15 protein-coding genes are annotated in these 16,754 nt (G+C 41.9%); 6 read left to right on the plus strand and 9 right to left on the minus strand.

What is annotated here, in order from left to right; translation table 11 throughout:
• Positions 1-471 precede the first annotated feature (471 nt).
• The 3 genes from guaA (at position 472) to VB733_RS08865 (ending at position 4,976) form a co-directional block, all read left to right on the plus strand.
• On the plus strand, positions 472-2,094 hold the full coding sequence (gene guaA, locus VB733_RS08855) for a glutamine-hydrolyzing GMP synthase (protein WP_323339712.1): 1,623 nt from the start codon (positions 472-474) through the stop codon (positions 2,092-2,094).
• Positions 2,095-2,710: 616 nt separating this feature from the next.
• Complete coding sequence (locus tag VB733_RS08860; protein WP_323339713.1) at positions 2,711-3,130, plus strand: ubiquinol-cytochrome c reductase iron-sulfur subunit; 420 nt, start codon at positions 2,711-2,713, stop codon at positions 3,128-3,130.
• A gap of 145 nt (positions 3,131-3,275) precedes the next feature.
• Positions 3,276-4,976: a solute carrier family 26 protein gene (locus VB733_RS08865; protein WP_323339714.1), complete on the plus strand. Its 1,701-nt coding sequence runs from the start codon at positions 3,276-3,278 to the stop codon at positions 4,974-4,976.
• Between the two features lie 282 nt (positions 4,977-5,258).
• On the opposite strand, the gene thrS is transcribed toward VB733_RS08865, so the two are convergent.
• Complete coding sequence (gene thrS / locus VB733_RS08870; protein WP_323339715.1) at positions 5,259-7,109, minus strand: threonine--tRNA ligase; 1,851 nt, start codon at positions 7,107-7,109, stop codon at positions 5,259-5,261.
• Positions 7,110-7,770: 661 nt separating this feature from the next.
• Between thrS and radC the strand changes: the two genes are divergently transcribed.
• On the plus strand, positions 7,771-8,502 hold the full coding sequence (gene radC / locus VB733_RS08875) for a RadC family protein (RefSeq protein WP_323339716.1): 732 nt from the start codon (positions 7,771-7,773) through the stop codon (positions 8,500-8,502).
• A 23-nt stretch (positions 8,503-8,525) separates the two neighbouring features.
• Here the strand turns inward: radC and VB733_RS08880 are convergent, their stop codons facing one another.
• The 5 genes from VB733_RS08880 to VB733_RS08900 all read right to left on the minus strand — a co-directional run bounded on the left by VB733_RS08880 (position 8,526) and on the right by VB733_RS08900 (position 12,030).
• The gene (locus tag VB733_RS08880; protein WP_323339717.1) at positions 8,526-8,816 is read right to left on the minus strand and encodes a putative quinol monooxygenase; all 291 of its coding nucleotides are present in this window, start codon (positions 8,814-8,816) and stop codon (positions 8,526-8,528) included.
• A 67-nt stretch (positions 8,817-8,883) separates the two neighbouring features.
• Positions 8,884-9,558: a methylthioribulose 1-phosphate dehydratase gene (gene mtnB / locus VB733_RS08885; RefSeq protein WP_323339718.1), complete on the minus strand. Its 675-nt coding sequence runs from the start codon at positions 9,556-9,558 to the stop codon at positions 8,884-8,886.
• A gap of 63 nt (positions 9,559-9,621) precedes the next feature.
• Positions 9,622-10,248, minus strand: coding sequence for an HAD-IB family phosphatase (locus VB733_RS08890; RefSeq protein WP_323339719.1), 627 nt, complete (start codon positions 10,246-10,248; stop codon positions 9,622-9,624).
• 108 nt (positions 10,249-10,356) lie between these two features.
• The gene (locus VB733_RS08895; protein WP_323339720.1) at positions 10,357-10,917 is read right to left on the minus strand and encodes a 1,2-dihydroxy-3-keto-5-methylthiopentene dioxygenase; all 561 of its coding nucleotides are present in this window, start codon (positions 10,915-10,917) and stop codon (positions 10,357-10,359) included.
• 492 nt (positions 10,918-11,409) lie between these two features.
• The gene (locus tag VB733_RS08900; protein ID WP_323339721.1) at positions 11,410-12,030 is read right to left on the minus strand and encodes a DUF938 domain-containing protein; all 621 of its coding nucleotides are present in this window, start codon (positions 12,028-12,030) and stop codon (positions 11,410-11,412) included.
• A gap of 407 nt (positions 12,031-12,437) precedes the next feature.
• Here VB733_RS08900 and VB733_RS08905 point away from each other — a divergent pair, with 407 nt between their 5' ends.
• On the plus strand, positions 12,438-13,205 hold the full coding sequence (locus VB733_RS08905) for a PEP-CTERM sorting domain-containing protein (protein WP_323339722.1): 768 nt from the start codon (positions 12,438-12,440) through the stop codon (positions 13,203-13,205).
• A 350-nt stretch (positions 13,206-13,555) separates the two neighbouring features.
• On the opposite strand, the gene VB733_RS08910 is transcribed toward VB733_RS08905, so the two are convergent.
• From VB733_RS08910 to VB733_RS08920, 3 genes are all read right to left on the minus strand, one after another.
• Positions 13,556-13,747 (minus strand): Thivi_2564 family membrane protein, encoded by a 192-nt coding sequence (locus VB733_RS08910; protein WP_096611602.1) that lies wholly within the window; start codon positions 13,745-13,747, stop codon positions 13,556-13,558.
• Between the two features lie 206 nt (positions 13,748-13,953).
• Positions 13,954-14,847: a hypothetical protein gene (locus VB733_RS08915; RefSeq protein WP_323339723.1), complete on the minus strand. Its 894-nt coding sequence runs from the start codon at positions 14,845-14,847 to the stop codon at positions 13,954-13,956.
• A gap of 450 nt (positions 14,848-15,297) precedes the next feature.
• Positions 15,298-15,429 (minus strand): hypothetical protein, encoded by a 132-nt coding sequence (locus VB733_RS08920; protein WP_323339724.1) that lies wholly within the window; start codon positions 15,427-15,429, stop codon positions 15,298-15,300.
• A 4-nt stretch (positions 15,430-15,433) separates the two neighbouring features.
• On the opposite strand from VB733_RS08920, the gene VB733_RS08925 reads away from it, so the two are divergent.
• Positions 15,434-16,729: a glycoside hydrolase family 10 protein gene (locus VB733_RS08925; RefSeq protein ID WP_323339725.1), complete on the plus strand. Its 1,296-nt coding sequence runs from the start codon at positions 15,434-15,436 to the stop codon at positions 16,727-16,729.
• Positions 16,730-16,754: the final 25 nt, after the last annotated feature.

Below are 16,754 nucleotides of genomic sequence, written 5' to 3' on the forward strand. Positions count from 1 at the left end.
TACAATACATGCATTCCAATAATTAAACTTGCCTTAATAGTTTCTAATTCATTCACAAGTTTGATATACAAGAGTTTGAGAATCATAGAGGCAGAATAAAATTATCAGTAATTTCACATTTAAGAAGTTTTTATATTAACTAAAAAAATCCCATAGCATATCAAGATATTGTAAAAAGTCTAACTAGTTGTTCGCCAAACGCAAATTTATGTTAACTTATTATGAATAATCATAAATAATTCCAATAAATATCTATTTCAGTAACCACTCTTGGCTACTTTTTTTTATCTAATACCATCTATACTTTCCCGAATATTCCATTTTTTGGTGAGGCAAACCTAGACAAATGTAGTTAATCTGCATTTGTGAGGAGTTGATCATACGTTAAATGCCCATACGTATGAAAGATGGTATTAATATGAAGCATAGGGCAACGTTGACCGCGTTACATTTACACACACTCCCCCCGTCATGAATACAGTGGTGACTCTACCAACAGAAGAAGCATCTCAGATTTCTCAGTCTGTAAGGCTTGTTAATCGTCAAATAATTGTTATCCTTGATTTCGGCTCGCAGTATTCAGAATTAATCGCTCGTCGCATTCGCGAGACTCATGTATATTCAGAAGTCCTTTCTTATCGCACCACAGCCGAACAACTTCGTCAACTAAATCCCAAAGGAATTATTCTTTCGGGTGGTCCAAGTTCAGTTTACGATGACAATGCACCGAAATGCGATCCAGAAATTTGGGAATTGGGAATACCCATAATGGGTGTATGCTACGGGATGCAGCTAATGGTGCAGCAACTAGGTGGAGAAGTATCCCGTGCAACCCGTGGAGAATATGGGAAAGCGTCACTGTATATCGATGATCCAACAGATTTACTCACCAACGTTGAAGATGGCACAACAATGTGGATGAGCCATGGGGACTCAGTGCAAAAAATGCCTTCAGGATTTGAGTTGTTAGCACATACAGAGAATACACCTTGTGCCGCGATCGCTAGTCATGAGCAAAAATTATATGGTGTACAGTTCCATCCGGAAGTCGTACATTCTCTGGGTGGATTGGCATTAATACGTAATTTTGTCTATCACATTTGTGACTGCGAACCAACCTGGACAACGGAAGCCTTCGTGGAAGAATCAATTCGGGAAATACGCGCCCGCGTTGGTAACAAGCGGGTTTTATTAGCCCTATCTGGGGGAGTTGATTCTTCGACATTAGCATTTTTGTTACACAAAGCCATTGGTGACCAACTCACCTGCATGTTCATCGATCAAGGCTTTATGCGGAAGTTGGAACCAGAACGCTTAATGAAGTTGTTCAAAGAAGAGTTTCATATTCCAGTAGAGTATGTAAATGCGCGCGATCGCTTTTTAAATGCCCTGGCGGGTGTTAGCGACCCTGAAGAAAAACGCCGCATTATTGGGCACGAATTTATTCGGGTATTTGAGGAAGAGTCAAAACGGTTAGGACCTTTTGATTATTTAGCACAGGGTACTCTATACCCCGACGTAATTGAGTCTGCTGACACGAACGTCGATCCCAAAACGGGCGAGCGGGTAGCGGTGAAAATTAAAAGTCACCACAACGTTGGCGGATTACCCAAAGACCTCAGATTTACACTGATAGAACCCCTGCGAAAACTATTCAAAGACGAAGTTCGCAAAGTTGGACGTAATATCGGGCTACCAGAAGAAATTGTTAACCGCCATCCGTTCCCTGGTCCCGGTTTAGCGATTCGTATCTTGGGGAAAGTCACCGCCGAAAAGTTAAATATTTTACGCGACGCTGATTTAATTGTCCGGCAAGAAATTAACCAAAATGGCTTGTACCATGATTACTGGCAGGCTTTTGCGGTCTTGCTACCAATTAAAAGTGTGGGTGTCATGGGCGACCAGCGAACCTATGCCTATCCCATTGTATTGCGAATTGTCACCAGTGAAGATGGCATGACAGCAGATTGGGCTAGGGTTCCCTATGATGTATTGGAAGTGATTTCCAATCGCATAGTCAACGAGGTTAAGGGAGTCAACCGTGTAGTGTTAGATATTACCTCAAAACCACCTGGAACTATTGAGTGGGAATAGGTTAGAGGGCAAGGGGAAAAGGAACAGGTGATATCATGTCCGGTTGAATACTTATCGTTAAGAGTGACACGGAGACTGAGAGACGCGGAGAATTTTAATTGTAAGTGATTATCCGAACATGATATTGCCAGTTAATCTATAGTTCTACCAATCCCCTGAGCCAAGCAAACTTAGTTCAACTCAAAAACAGGGAAAAATCAACTTCGCCAAACGCGGATATTTTTATGACCGTAAATCTGCTGTGGTTGACATTAACGCATAGAATAATATAGCTACAACTCAGGGATAACAAAATTTGGCGTTGTGCGATCGCAACTTCTGTTTTTAGAGGATTTTCTTCTCCGTTGTTGAGTAACGACACCGAAGTATCTGTTTTTGATTGCAGACATCCTTGATTGACAAAATCCTGTAATTAGGCAACGCCATTTAGGAATCATCTAAAAATAAGTAGTGCAAGCGTCTCGCTTGCTATTTCCCACAGGTAGACAAGATGCCCCGGAGTTTTCCGTGAAGAACATCTCCCCGGAAACACCTCTCCACACTACTTGTTCAATTTATTTTTACACGAATACTTAGAGTTGAAGATTTCGTGCAAATTAAGGAGACTTAACGTTTTATGAATCGTCGTGATTTTATTACTTTATTTGGGATTGGGGGAATAGCCTCTTCTTTACCACTGGCGATCGCAGCTTGCAGTCCCGAAAAATCTACAACCACCGTATCTCAAGACTGGCAAAATATTGGTACAGTAGCCGAATTGGATAAAACTGGTCAGTTACTCAATGAAAACTCACCTGTTGGTAAAGTTTTGGTTGTAGGTACATCAAAAGCCAACAATATAGTTGCAGTCAATCCTACCTGTACTCATAAAGGTTGTAAGGTTGATTGGAAGGCAACAGAAAATAAATTTTTGTGCCCCTGTCATCAATCGGCATTTGCAGGAGATGGCAAAGTTTTAGAAGGTCCAGCAACGAAACCTTTGGCAACTTACGCTGTGAAAATTGAGGGAGATGCTGTTTTCGCGAAGCCAGCTTAACTAGTTTTTGCTCAATTACCAGTAATTAATAATCAGAAGTTGGGAAATTATATGATCGCACTAGAAAAATTTAGGAGCGGACTTTCATACTAGTATTTAAGTAAGGAACTGATGAAACTAAATCCCAGTTCTATGTGCGATCGCCATGTTGAACAAGCATCAAATCACTTTACTACGCATACCGGGATTGAAAAGTTTGCTCTCTTACCAGCGAGCATGGTTGCGTGGAGATATACTGGCGGGTGTAACCGTAGCAGCTTACTTAATTCCCCAGTGCATGGCTTATGGGGAGTTGGCAGGGGTACAACCTGTAGTCGGGTTGTGGGCAATTCTCCCACCAATGATTATCTACACCCTATTGGGGTCATCGCCGCAACTCTCCGTAGGACCAGAATCGACAACGGCGGTAATGACAGCAGCTGCGATCGCTCCTTTAGTTGCAGCTAATGGTGGCAATTATGCCAGTCTCGCTTCTTTGCTGGCTTTATTGGTTGGCATTCTCTGCATTATTGGTTACATTGCCAAACTGGGTTTCCTCGCCGACTTACTTTCCAAACCAATTCTGGTTGGTTATATGGCAGGGGTTGCCGTAATTATGATTACGGGGCAACTGGGTAAAATTGGCGGCATTAGTCTGGAGGCAAATACTGTTTTTGGGGAAGTGGGTGAATTCTTCGGGAAGTTGGGGCAAATTCATCAGCCAACCCTAATTTTAGGAATCATCGTCTTAGCCTTCTTATTTATCGTTCAACGTCGCTTTCCCAATGCCCCTGCTCCTTTACTAGCAGTGTTACTAGCAACAGCTAGTGTGGCGTTATTCCATCTGGAGCGACAGGGAGTAGCGGTAGTTGGAGAAATTCCGGCTGGCTTACCGCATTTGACTGTACCCCAATTATCCACTCCAGAAATATCAACACTCGTCGCCTCAGCCATTGGCATTGCAATTGTTGGCTATTCCGATAATGTCTTAACAGCCAGAGCATTTGCTACCCGCAATCACTACAAAATTGACGCTAACCAAGAACTGTTGGCGCTAGGAACCTCAAACCTGGGAAACGGATTGATGCAGGGATTTCCAGTTAGTAGTAGCGGCAGCCGTACTGCGATCGCAGATTCATTAGGAAGCAAGAGTCAGGTGTTTTCTCTGGTTGCCCTAGTTGTAGTTATCTTGGTATTGTTATTTTTACGTCCTTTGCTGGCACAATTTCCCAAAGCCGCTTTGGGGGCAATAGTCATCTATGCAGCAACTAAACTGATTGAGATACCTGAATTTCTCCGATTGGCACGATTTCGACGCAGCGAGTTATTCGTGGCTCTGATGACAACGGTGGGAGTTTTATTCACAGATATTTTAGTTGGTGTTGGCATTGCAGTGGGTTTATCTGTCATTGATTTATTTGCCAGAGTCGCACGACCCCACGATGCAGTTTTAGGAGAAGTGCCCGGTTTACCAGGGTTACACGACATTGAAGACTGGGAAGGAGGCAAAACTTTCCCCGGATTGGTAATTTATCGGTATGATGCCCCCCTTTGCTTTGCCAATGTGGAGAACTTCAAACGTCGGGCATTGGAAGCAATTGAGTCAGAAACAACACCCGTAGAGTGGTTTGTACTCAATACAGAAGCAATTGCCGAAGTCGATATTACCGCGATCGACACATTAACAGAATTTCATAGCGAATTAACCGCCAGAGGCATCACCTTTGCCATGACACGTGTCAAACAAGACCTCTACAAACAACTCAAGCGATCGCATCTTTTAGAAAAAATTGGTTCTGAACACATTTATCTTACCTTGCATACTGCGATCGCTGCATTTCAAGCCCGCGAACAACATTTCCACTAAGTTGACACAGTTACACCAATTTGCATCCTTCATATCATGCTTGCCTAATCACTTGCAATTAAAATTTCTCCGCGTCCCCGCGTCTCTAATTCTCCGTGTCAGTCTTAATCAAAAGTATTCAACCGGACATAATTATGATTAGCTGGACTTGTATATTGTGAGCGACAGATGAAATGATATTGCATACATTATGATGAATGCACACAAAATAAAAGAGACGTTACGTGTAACATCTCTACTTTGAAATTACAATTTAATGACGATCGCAATTCTGACTAATATCTAAAAATTATCAAAAGATGCGATCGCACTCTTCATTTTCTCAACCACCTCAGCCACCGCAATACTTCCTAATTCCCCCGACGCACGGGTACGAATGCTCAAGGTGTTGGTTTCCACTTCCTTGGCACCAACTATAGCCATGACGGGTATTTTTTCTTTTTCCGCATTGCGAATGAGTTTACCAAGTCTGTCGCCGCTAGTATCGACTTCGGCACGGATACCTACAGCTTGCATTTTCGCCACCACATCCTTGGCATAATCTAAAAATTGGTCGCTAACTGGTAGTAATTTTGCCTGTACTGGTGCTAACCACAAGGGAAAATCACCCGCATACTCTTCAATCAAAATCCCAATCAGTCTTTCTAGGGAGCCAAAGGGGGCGCGGTGTATCATAATCGGACGCTGACGAGTTCCATCTTCCGCGACATATTCTAAATCAAAGCGTTCTGGCAAGTTATAGTCAACCTGTACGGTTCCTAATTGCCATTCCCGTTCCAAAGCATCTTTGACGATAAAATCAAGCTTAGGACCGTAAAATGCGGCTTCGCCAATTCCCTCAAAATGATCCATTCCCAAGGTTTCGACGGCACGACGAATTGCATTTTCAGCTTTATTCCATGCTTCATCGTCACCCAAGTATTTGTCGCTATTGGGGTCACGGAAACTTAATCTGGCTTTAAAATTGCTGTCAAGCTTCAAACTCTTGATTACCGACAAGATTAAATCAACTACCTTCAAAAACTCATCATCGAGTTGTTCTGGTGTCACAAATAAATGTGCATCATCTTGGGTAAAACCCCGCACCCTTGTTAAACCGCCCAATTCTCCCGACTGTTCGTAACGATATACTGTCCCAAATTCGGCATAACGTAACGGTAATTCTCGGTAGGAACGGAGTTCGCTTTTATATATTTGGATGTGGAAGGGACAATTCATCGCTTTGAGGACAAAGCCCTGTTCCTGTTCTTTCGCTTCCTCACTCTCCGCCATCATCGGGAAGAGGTCTTCTTTATATTTCTGCCAATGTCCCGATGTTTTAAATAAATCTACCCGACCCAGGTGAGGGGTGACAACTGGTAAATAACCGCGTTTAATTTGTTCCTGTTGAAGAAAATCTTGGAGAATGCTCCGCAATAAAGTACCTTTGGGTGTCCACAACGGTAAACCGGGACCAACTAAATCGGAAAATATAAATAATCCCAGTTCCTTACCTAGTTTACGATGGTCACGACGTTGAGCTTCTTCTTTGCGTCGCTGATATTCTGCTAACTGTTCGGGGGATTCCCATGCAGTTCCATAGATACGTTGCAACTGTGCCTTATTTTCATCCCCACGCCAATATGCACCCGCAAGACTTTCTAGTGCGATCGCTTTTGGGTTCAAATCTCCAGTATTTTCAACGTGGGGACCTGCACATAAATCCCACCATTGGTCGCCCAAATGGTAAATTGTAATGGGTTCTGTTTTAATATCCCCTAAAATTTCTAGTTTGTAGGGTTCCTTAATCGCCTGAATTCTTTTTTCAGCTTCTTCGCGACTGACTTCTTCGCGGATGACTGGCAATTTGCGATTAATAATCTTCACCATCTCCTTATAGATGGCTTTCAAATCCTTATCGGTAAACGGTTCAGGGCTATCAAAGTCGTAATAAAAACCATTTTCAATCCAAGGACCAATTGTAACTTGCGCCTTGGGAAACAGCTTTTGTACAGCCATCGCCATGACATGGGATGTGGTGTGGCGGATTTTCTTTAAATTTTCCGATTCGCTGGTACGCGGTAAATACATTTTTTCGACTTTTTCAACAATTTCGGCTTGTTCTGACTGTTGGGGAGGTGAATTTGGCGACATCGGCTGTTTAACCTTAGACGAAGCTATAAAATATTGGGAAAGAATTTAAAAGTCAGGGATGAGAATACGTCTTGTACAGATGCTAGTACACAATGGTGGAAATAAAGCAACCATATTAAATGGCTGAAAAATCTATAAAAATCTTTTTTCTGTTGCCTTCTTACTTTTTACTTGTTGTACTAGTTAGAGTTGAGAGTATTCTCATCCGTGAATTCTTACTTATATTAATTTATCTGTTCCCATAGCGCGGATAATTCCTTCAATAATAGCAATGCCGCAGCTTGTTATCGACACTGACGAGTAGTTCCCCACAGTAATTTTCACGGATAGTCAGGTGACTGAGGGACTTGGGAAATAAAAAATACCAGTTCTCAAAAATAGGACGGGATGACGCGGAGATGGGGAGATAGAGGGACGCACAGAAAAACTAATAATAACTGACTTACCCGACTCGATATGATGTGTTGTCACGATTGTAGAGAAATCTTTTAGAGAAAAAGTACAAGAAACTTAATTGCCATCCTCAATATCCCCCAATCTCGAAGATTTTATTTTGGTGGCGAAAAATTAAAGATTTTGTCAAATTAGCCTATCTTCACCCACAAACAGGAGATAAATAAAGATAGGTACATCTATCTTTGATATTTTCCAAATTTTACCTATGACCTATTGCCTACGAATTGCCGATATGGCAGAAAGCGAACGCCCACGGGAGCGTTTGTTGTCAAATGGTCCCAAAGTATTATCTACAGCAGAATTGATTGCGATTTTGTTAGGCACAGGTCAAGGTGCGGGAAAACTATCTGCGGTAGGCTTAGGGCAATATATTTTACGGGAATTAGGGAAAAACGATCGCGATCCTTTGGCGGTATTGCGGGATGTAACTCCGGCGGAATTAATGCATATTCAGGGAATTGGACCAGCTAAAGCCACAAGTATTTTAGCAGCAGTTGAGTTGGGAAAAAGAACTTTTCAAGCAAATCCGAGCGATCGCACTCCTATTGATAGTCCTGCTGCTGCCGCCGCCGTTCTCAGTCAAGATTTAATGTGGCAGTTACAGGAAAGGTTCGCAATTATACTTTTGGATGTCAAAAATAAAATGCTGGCTCGGCAAATCATTACCATTGGCACAGCGACGGAAACCCTCGCCCCACCCAGGGAAATTTTCCGGGAAGCCCTCAGACAAGGGGCAACCAGGTTAATTGTGGCGCATAACCATCCTTCTGGCAATGTCGAGCCTAGTCGTGAAGATATTGAATTAACTCGGCAGTTATTGGGAGGAGCGCAATTTTTAGGGATTCCTCTCCTTGATCACATTATTCTAGGTAATGGAAACTACCAAAGCTTGCGTGAAATTACGAATTTATGGGATGAATATCCACAGGGAGACTGAGACAAAAAGCTCAATTTTGTCAATTATTTTAATAACTTGTAGCTGCGAATATCTGGTGCGGATGCCACCAATCCATCCAGTTGTGAAGCTGCATCCAAAAAATGGGGTGTGTTTAAGTGTAGATTCCATGCGGCTTCTGATTCCCATGCTTCTACAAATGTGAAATCAGTTGCATCAGATTGATTTTGCAAAAGTTCGTATTGAATACATCCATCTTCTTGTCGAGTGGCTTCCACAAGATTTAACGCTAATGCTTTAAATTCTTCAATTTTGTTTGGTAAGGTAATCACGCGAGCGACAACACGAATATTCATATGAGAATAGGGAAAAAGAACAAGGGTAATTATTTGTTGTAACTATAAACTCAGTATTCAACAGCAATTAAATTCCTGCTTTTCTGGCAGCGACAAGATAGCGAAAAATATATTCTGCGACTTCGATGTAGTGAAATGCTGTTTTGGGTGAGTTTGCCCAAACTGTGATGCCATGATTACGGATGAGTAATGCGGGAACTTGGGTTGATTGATGTTGAGATTTCTGACTGTGGAAATAATTTCTAATATCTTCTGCTATTTGGGGAACATGAGCATGATTTGTAAATAAAGGCATCATGCAATTAGGATTTTCTTCCCAAATTCCCAATCCTTTGAGCATTTCTAAAGGTGGTAAAGGTAATTCATCGCCGGCAACAAAATTTGAGACTAAATTTGCTTCAACTGAGTGAACATGATAGCAAGCATTAGCTTCGGGGAAAAGTTCGTAAATTACTTGGTGAATTGATGTTTCGGCTGATGGTTTAGCGGATAGTTGTAATTCGGGCGTAACTGCAAACACTGCTCCATCTGGATATATACGCACAAAATCTTCTAATTTTAGTTCTCCTTTTGACTTACCACTGGCGGTAATCCAGAAACTACCATCATTTAACTTCGCGGAAAGATTACCTGCTGTTCCTAGCATCCAACCCTGTTTATAGAAGTGGCTAGCAGCTTGGCAGAGTTCTAATCGGGGGTCATAATCTATACTAAGATTTGTAAGTAATTGTTGCTGGCTCATTTTTCGATAGTTTTGGAGTTGGGGGTGTTCAGGGTTTTAGATTTTTATTTTTAAATTAGATTTTTAAATTTTGGATTTGAGAGCATGTAGCACATCAAAAAAATCATTCCAAGCAATATAGGACTTGTTGCGATCGCTTAGATATTGAGCTAATCTGTCTCTAGCGAAAACTAGTGGCGTGGAAAGCGCCATATTTAAATCCGTGACGGAATCACCAATAGCAATTTTCACATCTGCGGGGTACATTTCCATCACTTTGACTTTATCTACTAATTCTGTCTCTCCTTCGTAGGGTGATATGACTTGAAAATGGGAGATGCTTGTGTCTATGTCGATTGCATGAATCGCTTTGACTCTTTGTACTAAATCCCCCATCACTGCTTCTACCATTTCCCGCAACCCGCCAGAAGCGACTACAAAGGGTATATCTTGGGAATCGAGAAAATCCAGTAACTCTGGCAATCCTTCTCGCATTGGTTGATTGCGAGTAAATTCAATAATTTCTGGCAACCGCGAAGATGGAATTGATTCTAATATGCGGCGCACACCTTCCCGTAAAGTAATTTTGAGGGCATACATTTGTGGGATTAACTCTGCTGCCAATTCTGGTGCAAACTCTTTCAAAACAGCTACAAATGTTTCTTGGGCAGTAATTGTGCCATCAAAATCACAGAAAACAATTCTTCGCATCCCCCTTATCTCCCTAGTAGTCTACCAAAGCAATTTTGCGAGAATTCTCCGCGTCAATCTCAAAACATCAATTGTAGCTTGGGAAACCACTAGTTTCCCTATTCCTGTCTAGCTGGCAACCACAGCTTGACGTTGAACACGAATTTCCGTCCCTGTATATTCGGGAACCCAACCATCAGTACCAATAAAGTAGCGTACAGCTTTGATGCGTTTTCCAGGTGTGAGATAAAACCAGTGTTCCGTACCTGCGGGAACGTTAATATATTCTTGAGGTTGAACTGTGAGTTCGACTTGACTACCATCTGGACGCACAAATCCGAAAGTTCCTTCACCAGCGACTATGTAACGCACTTCATCATCTGCGTGGGTATGGACTTTCTCGAATTTTGCCAGCATCATATCGAGGTTGGGAATTTCTGGATGCAAGACGATTAAATCGCGGGAAGTATAGCCAGCAGATTGTTTTAGTTGTTCAAAATAATTATCTAACCCTTGTAATACTGTTTCTTTTTCAGCATCATTGAGGCTATCTTGGGCAAGTAACTCCTGTAACTCTAGATTATCACCTATAGACCAGTAGTTGAGGGTGATATGAAGTGGCGCAAGTTCCTGTACAATTTCTTCTAACTTGGTGTAGGTGCTGCCGTTTTCCATTTTGAGAATTGCCATAATTTACCTCCTTGGTTATTGTTTGTTTGGTTAAGCAATTGTTAAGTATTCGTGTAAAAATAAATTGAACAAGTAGTGTGGGCAGCGTATCTCCTTCGGAGACGCTCCGCGAACGACTGAGACGTTCGGCGAGCGCTACTTCGGCAAAGCTCCCTTCGACAAGCTCAGGGCATCGCAGTACAAGTCAGTCGAGCCGCGCTCACGCTAAAGTCTTGCACACCTTTGGGAAATAGCAAGCGAGACGCTTGCACTACCCATTTTTACATGATTCCTAAGTGGAGTGATTTTTGTTGAATCACTTGCTTATTCTATCGTTTGTACACACTTGATAGGGAATATCATTTTAACGCACCCTCGAAAAGCCGTGAATTATTTATAGATACTTGCAAAGCTGTAGTTTACACATAAATTGCCGTGTGTCTGTATCATCATCTGTTGCTTTCTTTGAGGGAATTGCTATTAATTTTTCACAGACCCCGTTGGGGTTAAATGCTAATCTCGTTGAAATATTACCGATAAATTATTTGCAGGCATTTGCACAGTTTTGAGTAAGTTTAATTTTTGTGCTGTTGCTGCGGCGATGACATCATCTAAGTTGCGTACTCCCCATTCTGGATTTTGGGATTTTAATGATGCATCAAATGCCTCATTAGTGGGTGCGGTGTGCTTACCATCCAACTTGTAAGGACCATACATATATAGAATACCGCCACTAGGTAAAATTCTTCCTGCCCCTGCCATGAGTCCCAAACAAGCAGCCCAGGGGGAAATGTGAATCATATTAATGTTAGCGATCGCACAAATTGAAAGTTTTGGCAAGTCCATTGATTCGACATTCCACACAGGTAAACTCGCATCAAGCTCAATCGGTGGATAAAGATTGTCGGATGCTACTTCCTGCGACCATGCAGTAATACTATCACGGGCGATCGGGCTGGGGTCTGAAGGTAGCCACTTGCGAGGTTTTAATCGTGGCGCAAAGTATGTTGCATGTTCTCCAGTTCCACTGGCGATTTCTAAAATTGTGCCGCTTGCAGGTAGTATTTGCAAAAGCACTTCTAATATGTGTTCCCGGTTGCGTTGGGTGGCTGGTGCAAATTGTTTATTAGTCATTTGTTAATTTGATTTGGAAATTACTAACTATCGAAATCTGGAACTATCTTACTATTCTTGTCTCTTTACATTAGTCTTATGTCGGCTGAGTGATTCTTCATATTGTTCTGTAATCACAAGCCTCTCAATATAAACTGATTGCAAAGTATCAACTAGCAGCTTTGATAAATAAAGTTTGTTTGATATTTCTCACTGATTACTTTGTACTTCCTATACAAATCAATCAAAATTATAGACCAGAGTATCAGTAGATTTGCTCTTTTTATTGATAAATAGAGTCAAGCTAATTGATTTTTTATTTTGGGAAAGCAAAATTTAAAAAGCAGTAATTTTTCTGGTGTTAAAAACAAGTGACACAACGCACAATGAGGTTACTGAAGACGACACAAACGAGAAGGATTTAAAAAATGTTATTAACAAAAAAAGCTTTGTCTCTTGCTCTTGTATCAACTGCTGCAACTGCGATCGCATCTGTAAGTTACGCTGGTTCTGCACAGGCTCTGAGTATGACCTATAATTCGGGTGCTTATCGTGATGCAAGTATTACAAATGAAGGTGCTTTCTCTACAGAAGTAAATAAAACAGGTTACGAAACCTTCGATTTCAATAATGGTGCAGTACCTGGAAACGACAAAGTCAAGTATTCATTTTCCAAGGGTAGCTATTCAACAACTGCATATTCTGGTCAAACAGGTATATATTCTGACAAGTGGGCACCTGCTGGTGTTAACGCTGAGGTTAATAATTCCAAATATTTAGCTGTTTTCCAGGGTAACAATACAATCATTGAAGCTTTAGGTGGTAAAGTTTTCAACTACTTTGGTTTTGATGCAGGTGCTTTAAGTGGTGGTAATACAATTGAGTTCTTTAAAGGAGGTAGTGCAGTCAAAAAGCTGACTTATGAGATGATGAATTCTTTGGCAACTGTTTCGGCAACGCAACATGGTGGGCAGAAAAATGCTTTCTTTGAGATATTCTCAACCAGTGAATTAGATAACTTTGATAAAATCGTCCTTTCTCAAGTTGGCGGTGGTGGTTTTGAAACTGATAACCACACATTCCGTATTGGTAAAGGTGCTTATAGCGCCAGCGTTCCTGAACCCGGTGTAGTCTTCGGTTTAGCTACTGTTAGTGGTATGTTTATCCGTAGTCGCAAAAAGCAAAAGACTGCATAATTTTGCGGGATAGGCAGAAATTACTTTTCGTCAAACCTGATTTCTAATTTATTTAGCCTAATCTGTTTGACTTTGAAGATAGTTAAATCTACTTTAATTACTTGCCACATATATACATCAAAACATCAAAAATATGGGGTTGGACAAAAATCCAACCCTTTTTAATTTGTGTTTTGGGTCTTGATAGTGGTAGTAACAAAACATCTCCATAGTCACAAAAGTTTCCCAGGAAAGCGATCGCCAAAATGGATTTATTGTTTTAGACTGCAATCTCTTGACAAAAGTGCAATTATCTAAATCTACCCTAGATTACAATGCAGCATAATCGAAACTATAACTGTTGTAATTGATTACTTACCGATACGAATTCCACTGAGAGAACCAAGCACTCCGAACACCTTAAGCACCCACAAAACGACGGCGATGACAACTGCAATGTTCAGGATTTGCTTGATTTTCCTATCCATGGGAATGTAGTTGTTCACGAGCCACAACAGAACCCCAACCACGATGAGAACTATCACAAATTGGACTAGATCCATGACGAACCTCCTTGCCTACGATCTAAAATGATTTTCAGGGCTTCTAAACCCATCTCCTCGATACAGTTGCCACTAATGTCAGTCACCTAGACAGGGCTAGTTCAAATATCAACGACTGCATTAATTTCATACTAAATCAATTACCCCAAAAAGAATTCCAATGTAACGATATGGAGATGATGTAGATAATAATTATGAACATTTAACTAAGTAGCTATTTGGGGTTTTTCTGTACCAAATTTCCACAGCAAGATGACACCCAAACCAAACAAATTGACTAGGAAAACTACTAACCCCCCGAAAAATGGAATTAGTGCCAAAACTGTCAGGATTGCCAAACCCACCAAGAACTGCTGCTGTAACGACTGTTGGCGTAGCCTCTCGGAACGAGAATCATCATTACTGACTAGGCGTTGACCAACAAAAAGTGCTACACCTAACGACCCTACCAGAGAAGTAACGATCGCAGTCAGGGTTAATAACGGAATCAGGGGGATACCAATGAGCGTAATCGCCAGAAACACACTGACAAAGACAAAGGAGATGATTGCCCCCATTCCCCATAGAGCAGTTAAACTGGGGTGCTGATGCAATTTTGTCGCCAAATTTTGCAGGAACTGTGGGTTGGTATGCAAAATAATCAGTCCGAGAATAGCTGCGACTACGGCAGCACTAATTCTAAAAATGGCACTGAAGAAATAATGAGCAAAGAAGCTACTTCTGCCCTGATTGGAACCATACATCATGCCATGTCGATCGCTGAATGTTGCTTTCTCACCACCAATAATTGCACCCGGTTCCTGTAGGATTTTGCCGCCAAAGGAATAAGCATCAGCTTCTACCCGCGCTCCTTGTTTCAGGATGACATCCCCGCCAAAAGCGATCGCAGTATCCAAAACTCTAGCATTAGGGGATACGGTGACACTCCCACCAAAAGCCAGGGCATTTTCGACAACTTGATTCTCTGGTACGGTTACGCTTCCACCAAAACGAATGAGGTTGGTATTGTTGATATTGATATCAGTCTGCGCCAGGGCATTGCCTGCAAATATTAAGCAAATTGTAGCTATAAAAGCCAGAATTAATTGTTGCCATTTCATAGATTTTATCCTCGTGAATGACAGAAATATCAACTATCTCTCACGATATTGAAAAAATATGAGGAGACTGTGAGGAAGGCATGATATCATGTCCGGCTGAATCTTATTATTACGAGTGACACGAAGATTTGGAGACGCGGGGACGCGGAGAAATTTTAATTGTAAGAAGTGATTAGGCAAACATAATACTCAGTCCTGATTAATTTTTCTTTCCGTCTCCCCATCTCCGCGTCGGTTTTATCATCAATTATTCCGGCAAACCTTTAGGTCTTCCCCCAATATTAGGGCACTACTTAGCTACTGATTGCGTCAAAGAATCTACCTTAGTTAAATCTGCGTCAATTTATTTGATGCTTAATTCGATGCTGACTCGGCATTGAGTGAACCACAATCAACTGGCAGCTTTAGGCAGCATAAATACCTGTAAACTAATATGGCGAGTAAATTCCATCACAAAAACATGCGATGGCGTGCGTGGGTAACTAACACATCATTCAAGCCGATGAGACTACGCACTGCTTTTCGATTTTGGCGACTTTCATTCAAGTCCTCTTTCGCAATACTATCTTTAATATCTTTCATTCTGGTGATGATACTGGGTAACTTTGCCCCTGTTGTGGCACAGGAGTTCCCAGAAACACAACCCTATCCAGGTGTACCCGAATTTCCGGCTCCCCAGCCATATCCCCAAGCCCCACAATTTCCCCAACCACAACCAGTCCCCATCCCCCTACCTCAACCAATACCTTTAGAACCGGAGTTTCCATCCTCTACGGTTCAGCCAGTACCACAACCCATTCCCCAACGTCCCCGACAAGAGATTCGCGGGGTGTGGATGACTAATAATGACTTGAATGTGTTGCGCGATCGCTCTAAACTGAGCGAAGCCATGAGCCAGCTACGAAGGCTCCACTTTAATACAGTTTACCCTGTCATCTACAATTCGGGTTACGTTATGTATCCCAGTGCGGTGGCACAAGGACGAAACATCCAGCCTTTTATATATAGAGGCACAGAAGGACAAGATATTATTGCGGATGTGATTAACCAGTCCCATCGTCAAGGGTTGCTAGCAATTCCCTGGTTTGAATTTGGTTTCATGGCTCCGGAAACCTCTGAGCTAGCTTTAAATCACCCCAACTGGCTCACGCAAAAACGCGACGGAACGAAAACATCAATTAGTGCTGCGGGTGAGGTTGCATGGCTCAATCCGTTCCACCCAGAAGTACAAAAGTTTATCAGTGACTTAGTCTTAGAAGTCGTCACTAAATACGATGCTGATGGTATCCAATTTGACGACCATATGAGCTTGCCCCAGGATTTTGGCTTCGATCGCTATACCCTGGCATTGTACACTCAAGAAACTGGCAGACCAGCCCCAACAAATCCCCAAGACCAAGCTTGGATACGTTGGCGTGCTGATAAAATTACAGCATTCATGGTGCAGTTAAACCAAGCTGTAAAAGCCAGAAAACCAAATGCGATTTTCTCTGTTTCCCCCAATTACTACGATTTCGCCTATAAATTTCAACTCCAAGATTGGTTGAACTGGGTACGTTTAGGAATTGTCGATGAGTTAGTTATGCAGGTATATCGTGACGACTTGCAAGCATTTAGTGCTAAACTTACCCGTCCCGAAATTTTAGAAACACAGCAATCAATACCTACAGGCATAGGTATTATGGCTGGATTACGAACTCGGCGAGTTCCAATTCAACAAGTGCAATCGCAGGTTCGAGCCGCACAACAACGTGGTTTGGGTGTCGCATTCTTCTACTATGAAAGTTTGTGGGATACTGGTCCTGAGGCTCCCAGCGATCGACAAACAGGATTCCAAGCAATTTTCCCGAATCCCGCACTTCGGGCTAGAGCAGAATTTTAGCTTGACTCAAATCTCAATTTCTCGA

The organism is Calothrix sp. UHCC 0171, assembly GCF_034931845.1.
GTDB lineage: Bacteria > Cyanobacteriota > Cyanobacteriia > Cyanobacteriales > Nostocaceae > Brunnivagina.

What these genes read in the sequence shown, in the direction of transcription:
- guaA (WP_323339712.1), top strand. Translation starts at nt 472, where the DNA reads ATGAATACAGTGGTGACTCTACCAACAGAAGAAGCATCTCAGATTTCT.
- VB733_RS08860 (WP_323339713.1), top strand. Translation starts at nt 2,711, where the DNA reads ATGAATCGTCGTGATTTTATTACTTTATTTGGGATTGGGGGAATAGCC.
- VB733_RS08865 (WP_323339714.1), top strand. Translation starts at nt 3,276, where the DNA reads ATGTTGAACAAGCATCAAATCACTTTACTACGCATACCGGGATTGAAA.
- thrS (WP_323339715.1), bottom strand. Translation starts at nt 7,109, where the DNA reads ATGTCGCCAAATTCACCTCCCCAACAGTCAGAACAAGCCGAAATTGTT.
- radC (WP_323339716.1), top strand. Translation starts at nt 7,771, where the DNA reads ATGACCTATTGCCTACGAATTGCCGATATGGCAGAAAGCGAACGCCCA.
- VB733_RS08880 (WP_323339717.1), bottom strand. Translation starts at nt 8,816, where the DNA reads ATGAATATTCGTGTTGTCGCTCGCGTGATTACCTTACCAAACAAAATT.
- mtnB (WP_323339718.1), bottom strand. Translation starts at nt 9,558, where the DNA reads ATGAGCCAGCAACAATTACTTACAAATCTTAGTATAGATTATGACCCC.
- VB733_RS08890 (WP_323339719.1), bottom strand. Translation starts at nt 10,248, where the DNA reads ATGCGAAGAATTGTTTTCTGTGATTTTGATGGCACAATTACTGCCCAA.
- VB733_RS08895 (WP_323339720.1), bottom strand. Translation starts at nt 10,917, where the DNA reads ATGGCAATTCTCAAAATGGAAAACGGCAGCACCTACACCAAGTTAGAA.
- VB733_RS08900 (WP_323339721.1), bottom strand. Translation starts at nt 12,030, where the DNA reads ATGACTAATAAACAATTTGCACCAGCCACCCAACGCAACCGGGAACAC.
- VB733_RS08905 (WP_323339722.1), top strand. Translation starts at nt 12,438, where the DNA reads ATGTTATTAACAAAAAAAGCTTTGTCTCTTGCTCTTGTATCAACTGCT.
- VB733_RS08910 (WP_096611602.1), bottom strand. Translation starts at nt 13,747, where the DNA reads ATGGATCTAGTCCAATTTGTGATAGTTCTCATCGTGGTTGGGGTTCTG.
- VB733_RS08915 (WP_323339723.1), bottom strand. Translation starts at nt 14,847, where the DNA reads ATGAAATGGCAACAATTAATTCTGGCTTTTATAGCTACAATTTGCTTA.
- VB733_RS08920 (WP_323339724.1), bottom strand. Translation starts at nt 15,429, where the DNA reads ATGAAAGATATTAAAGATAGTATTGCGAAAGAGGACTTGAATGAAAGT.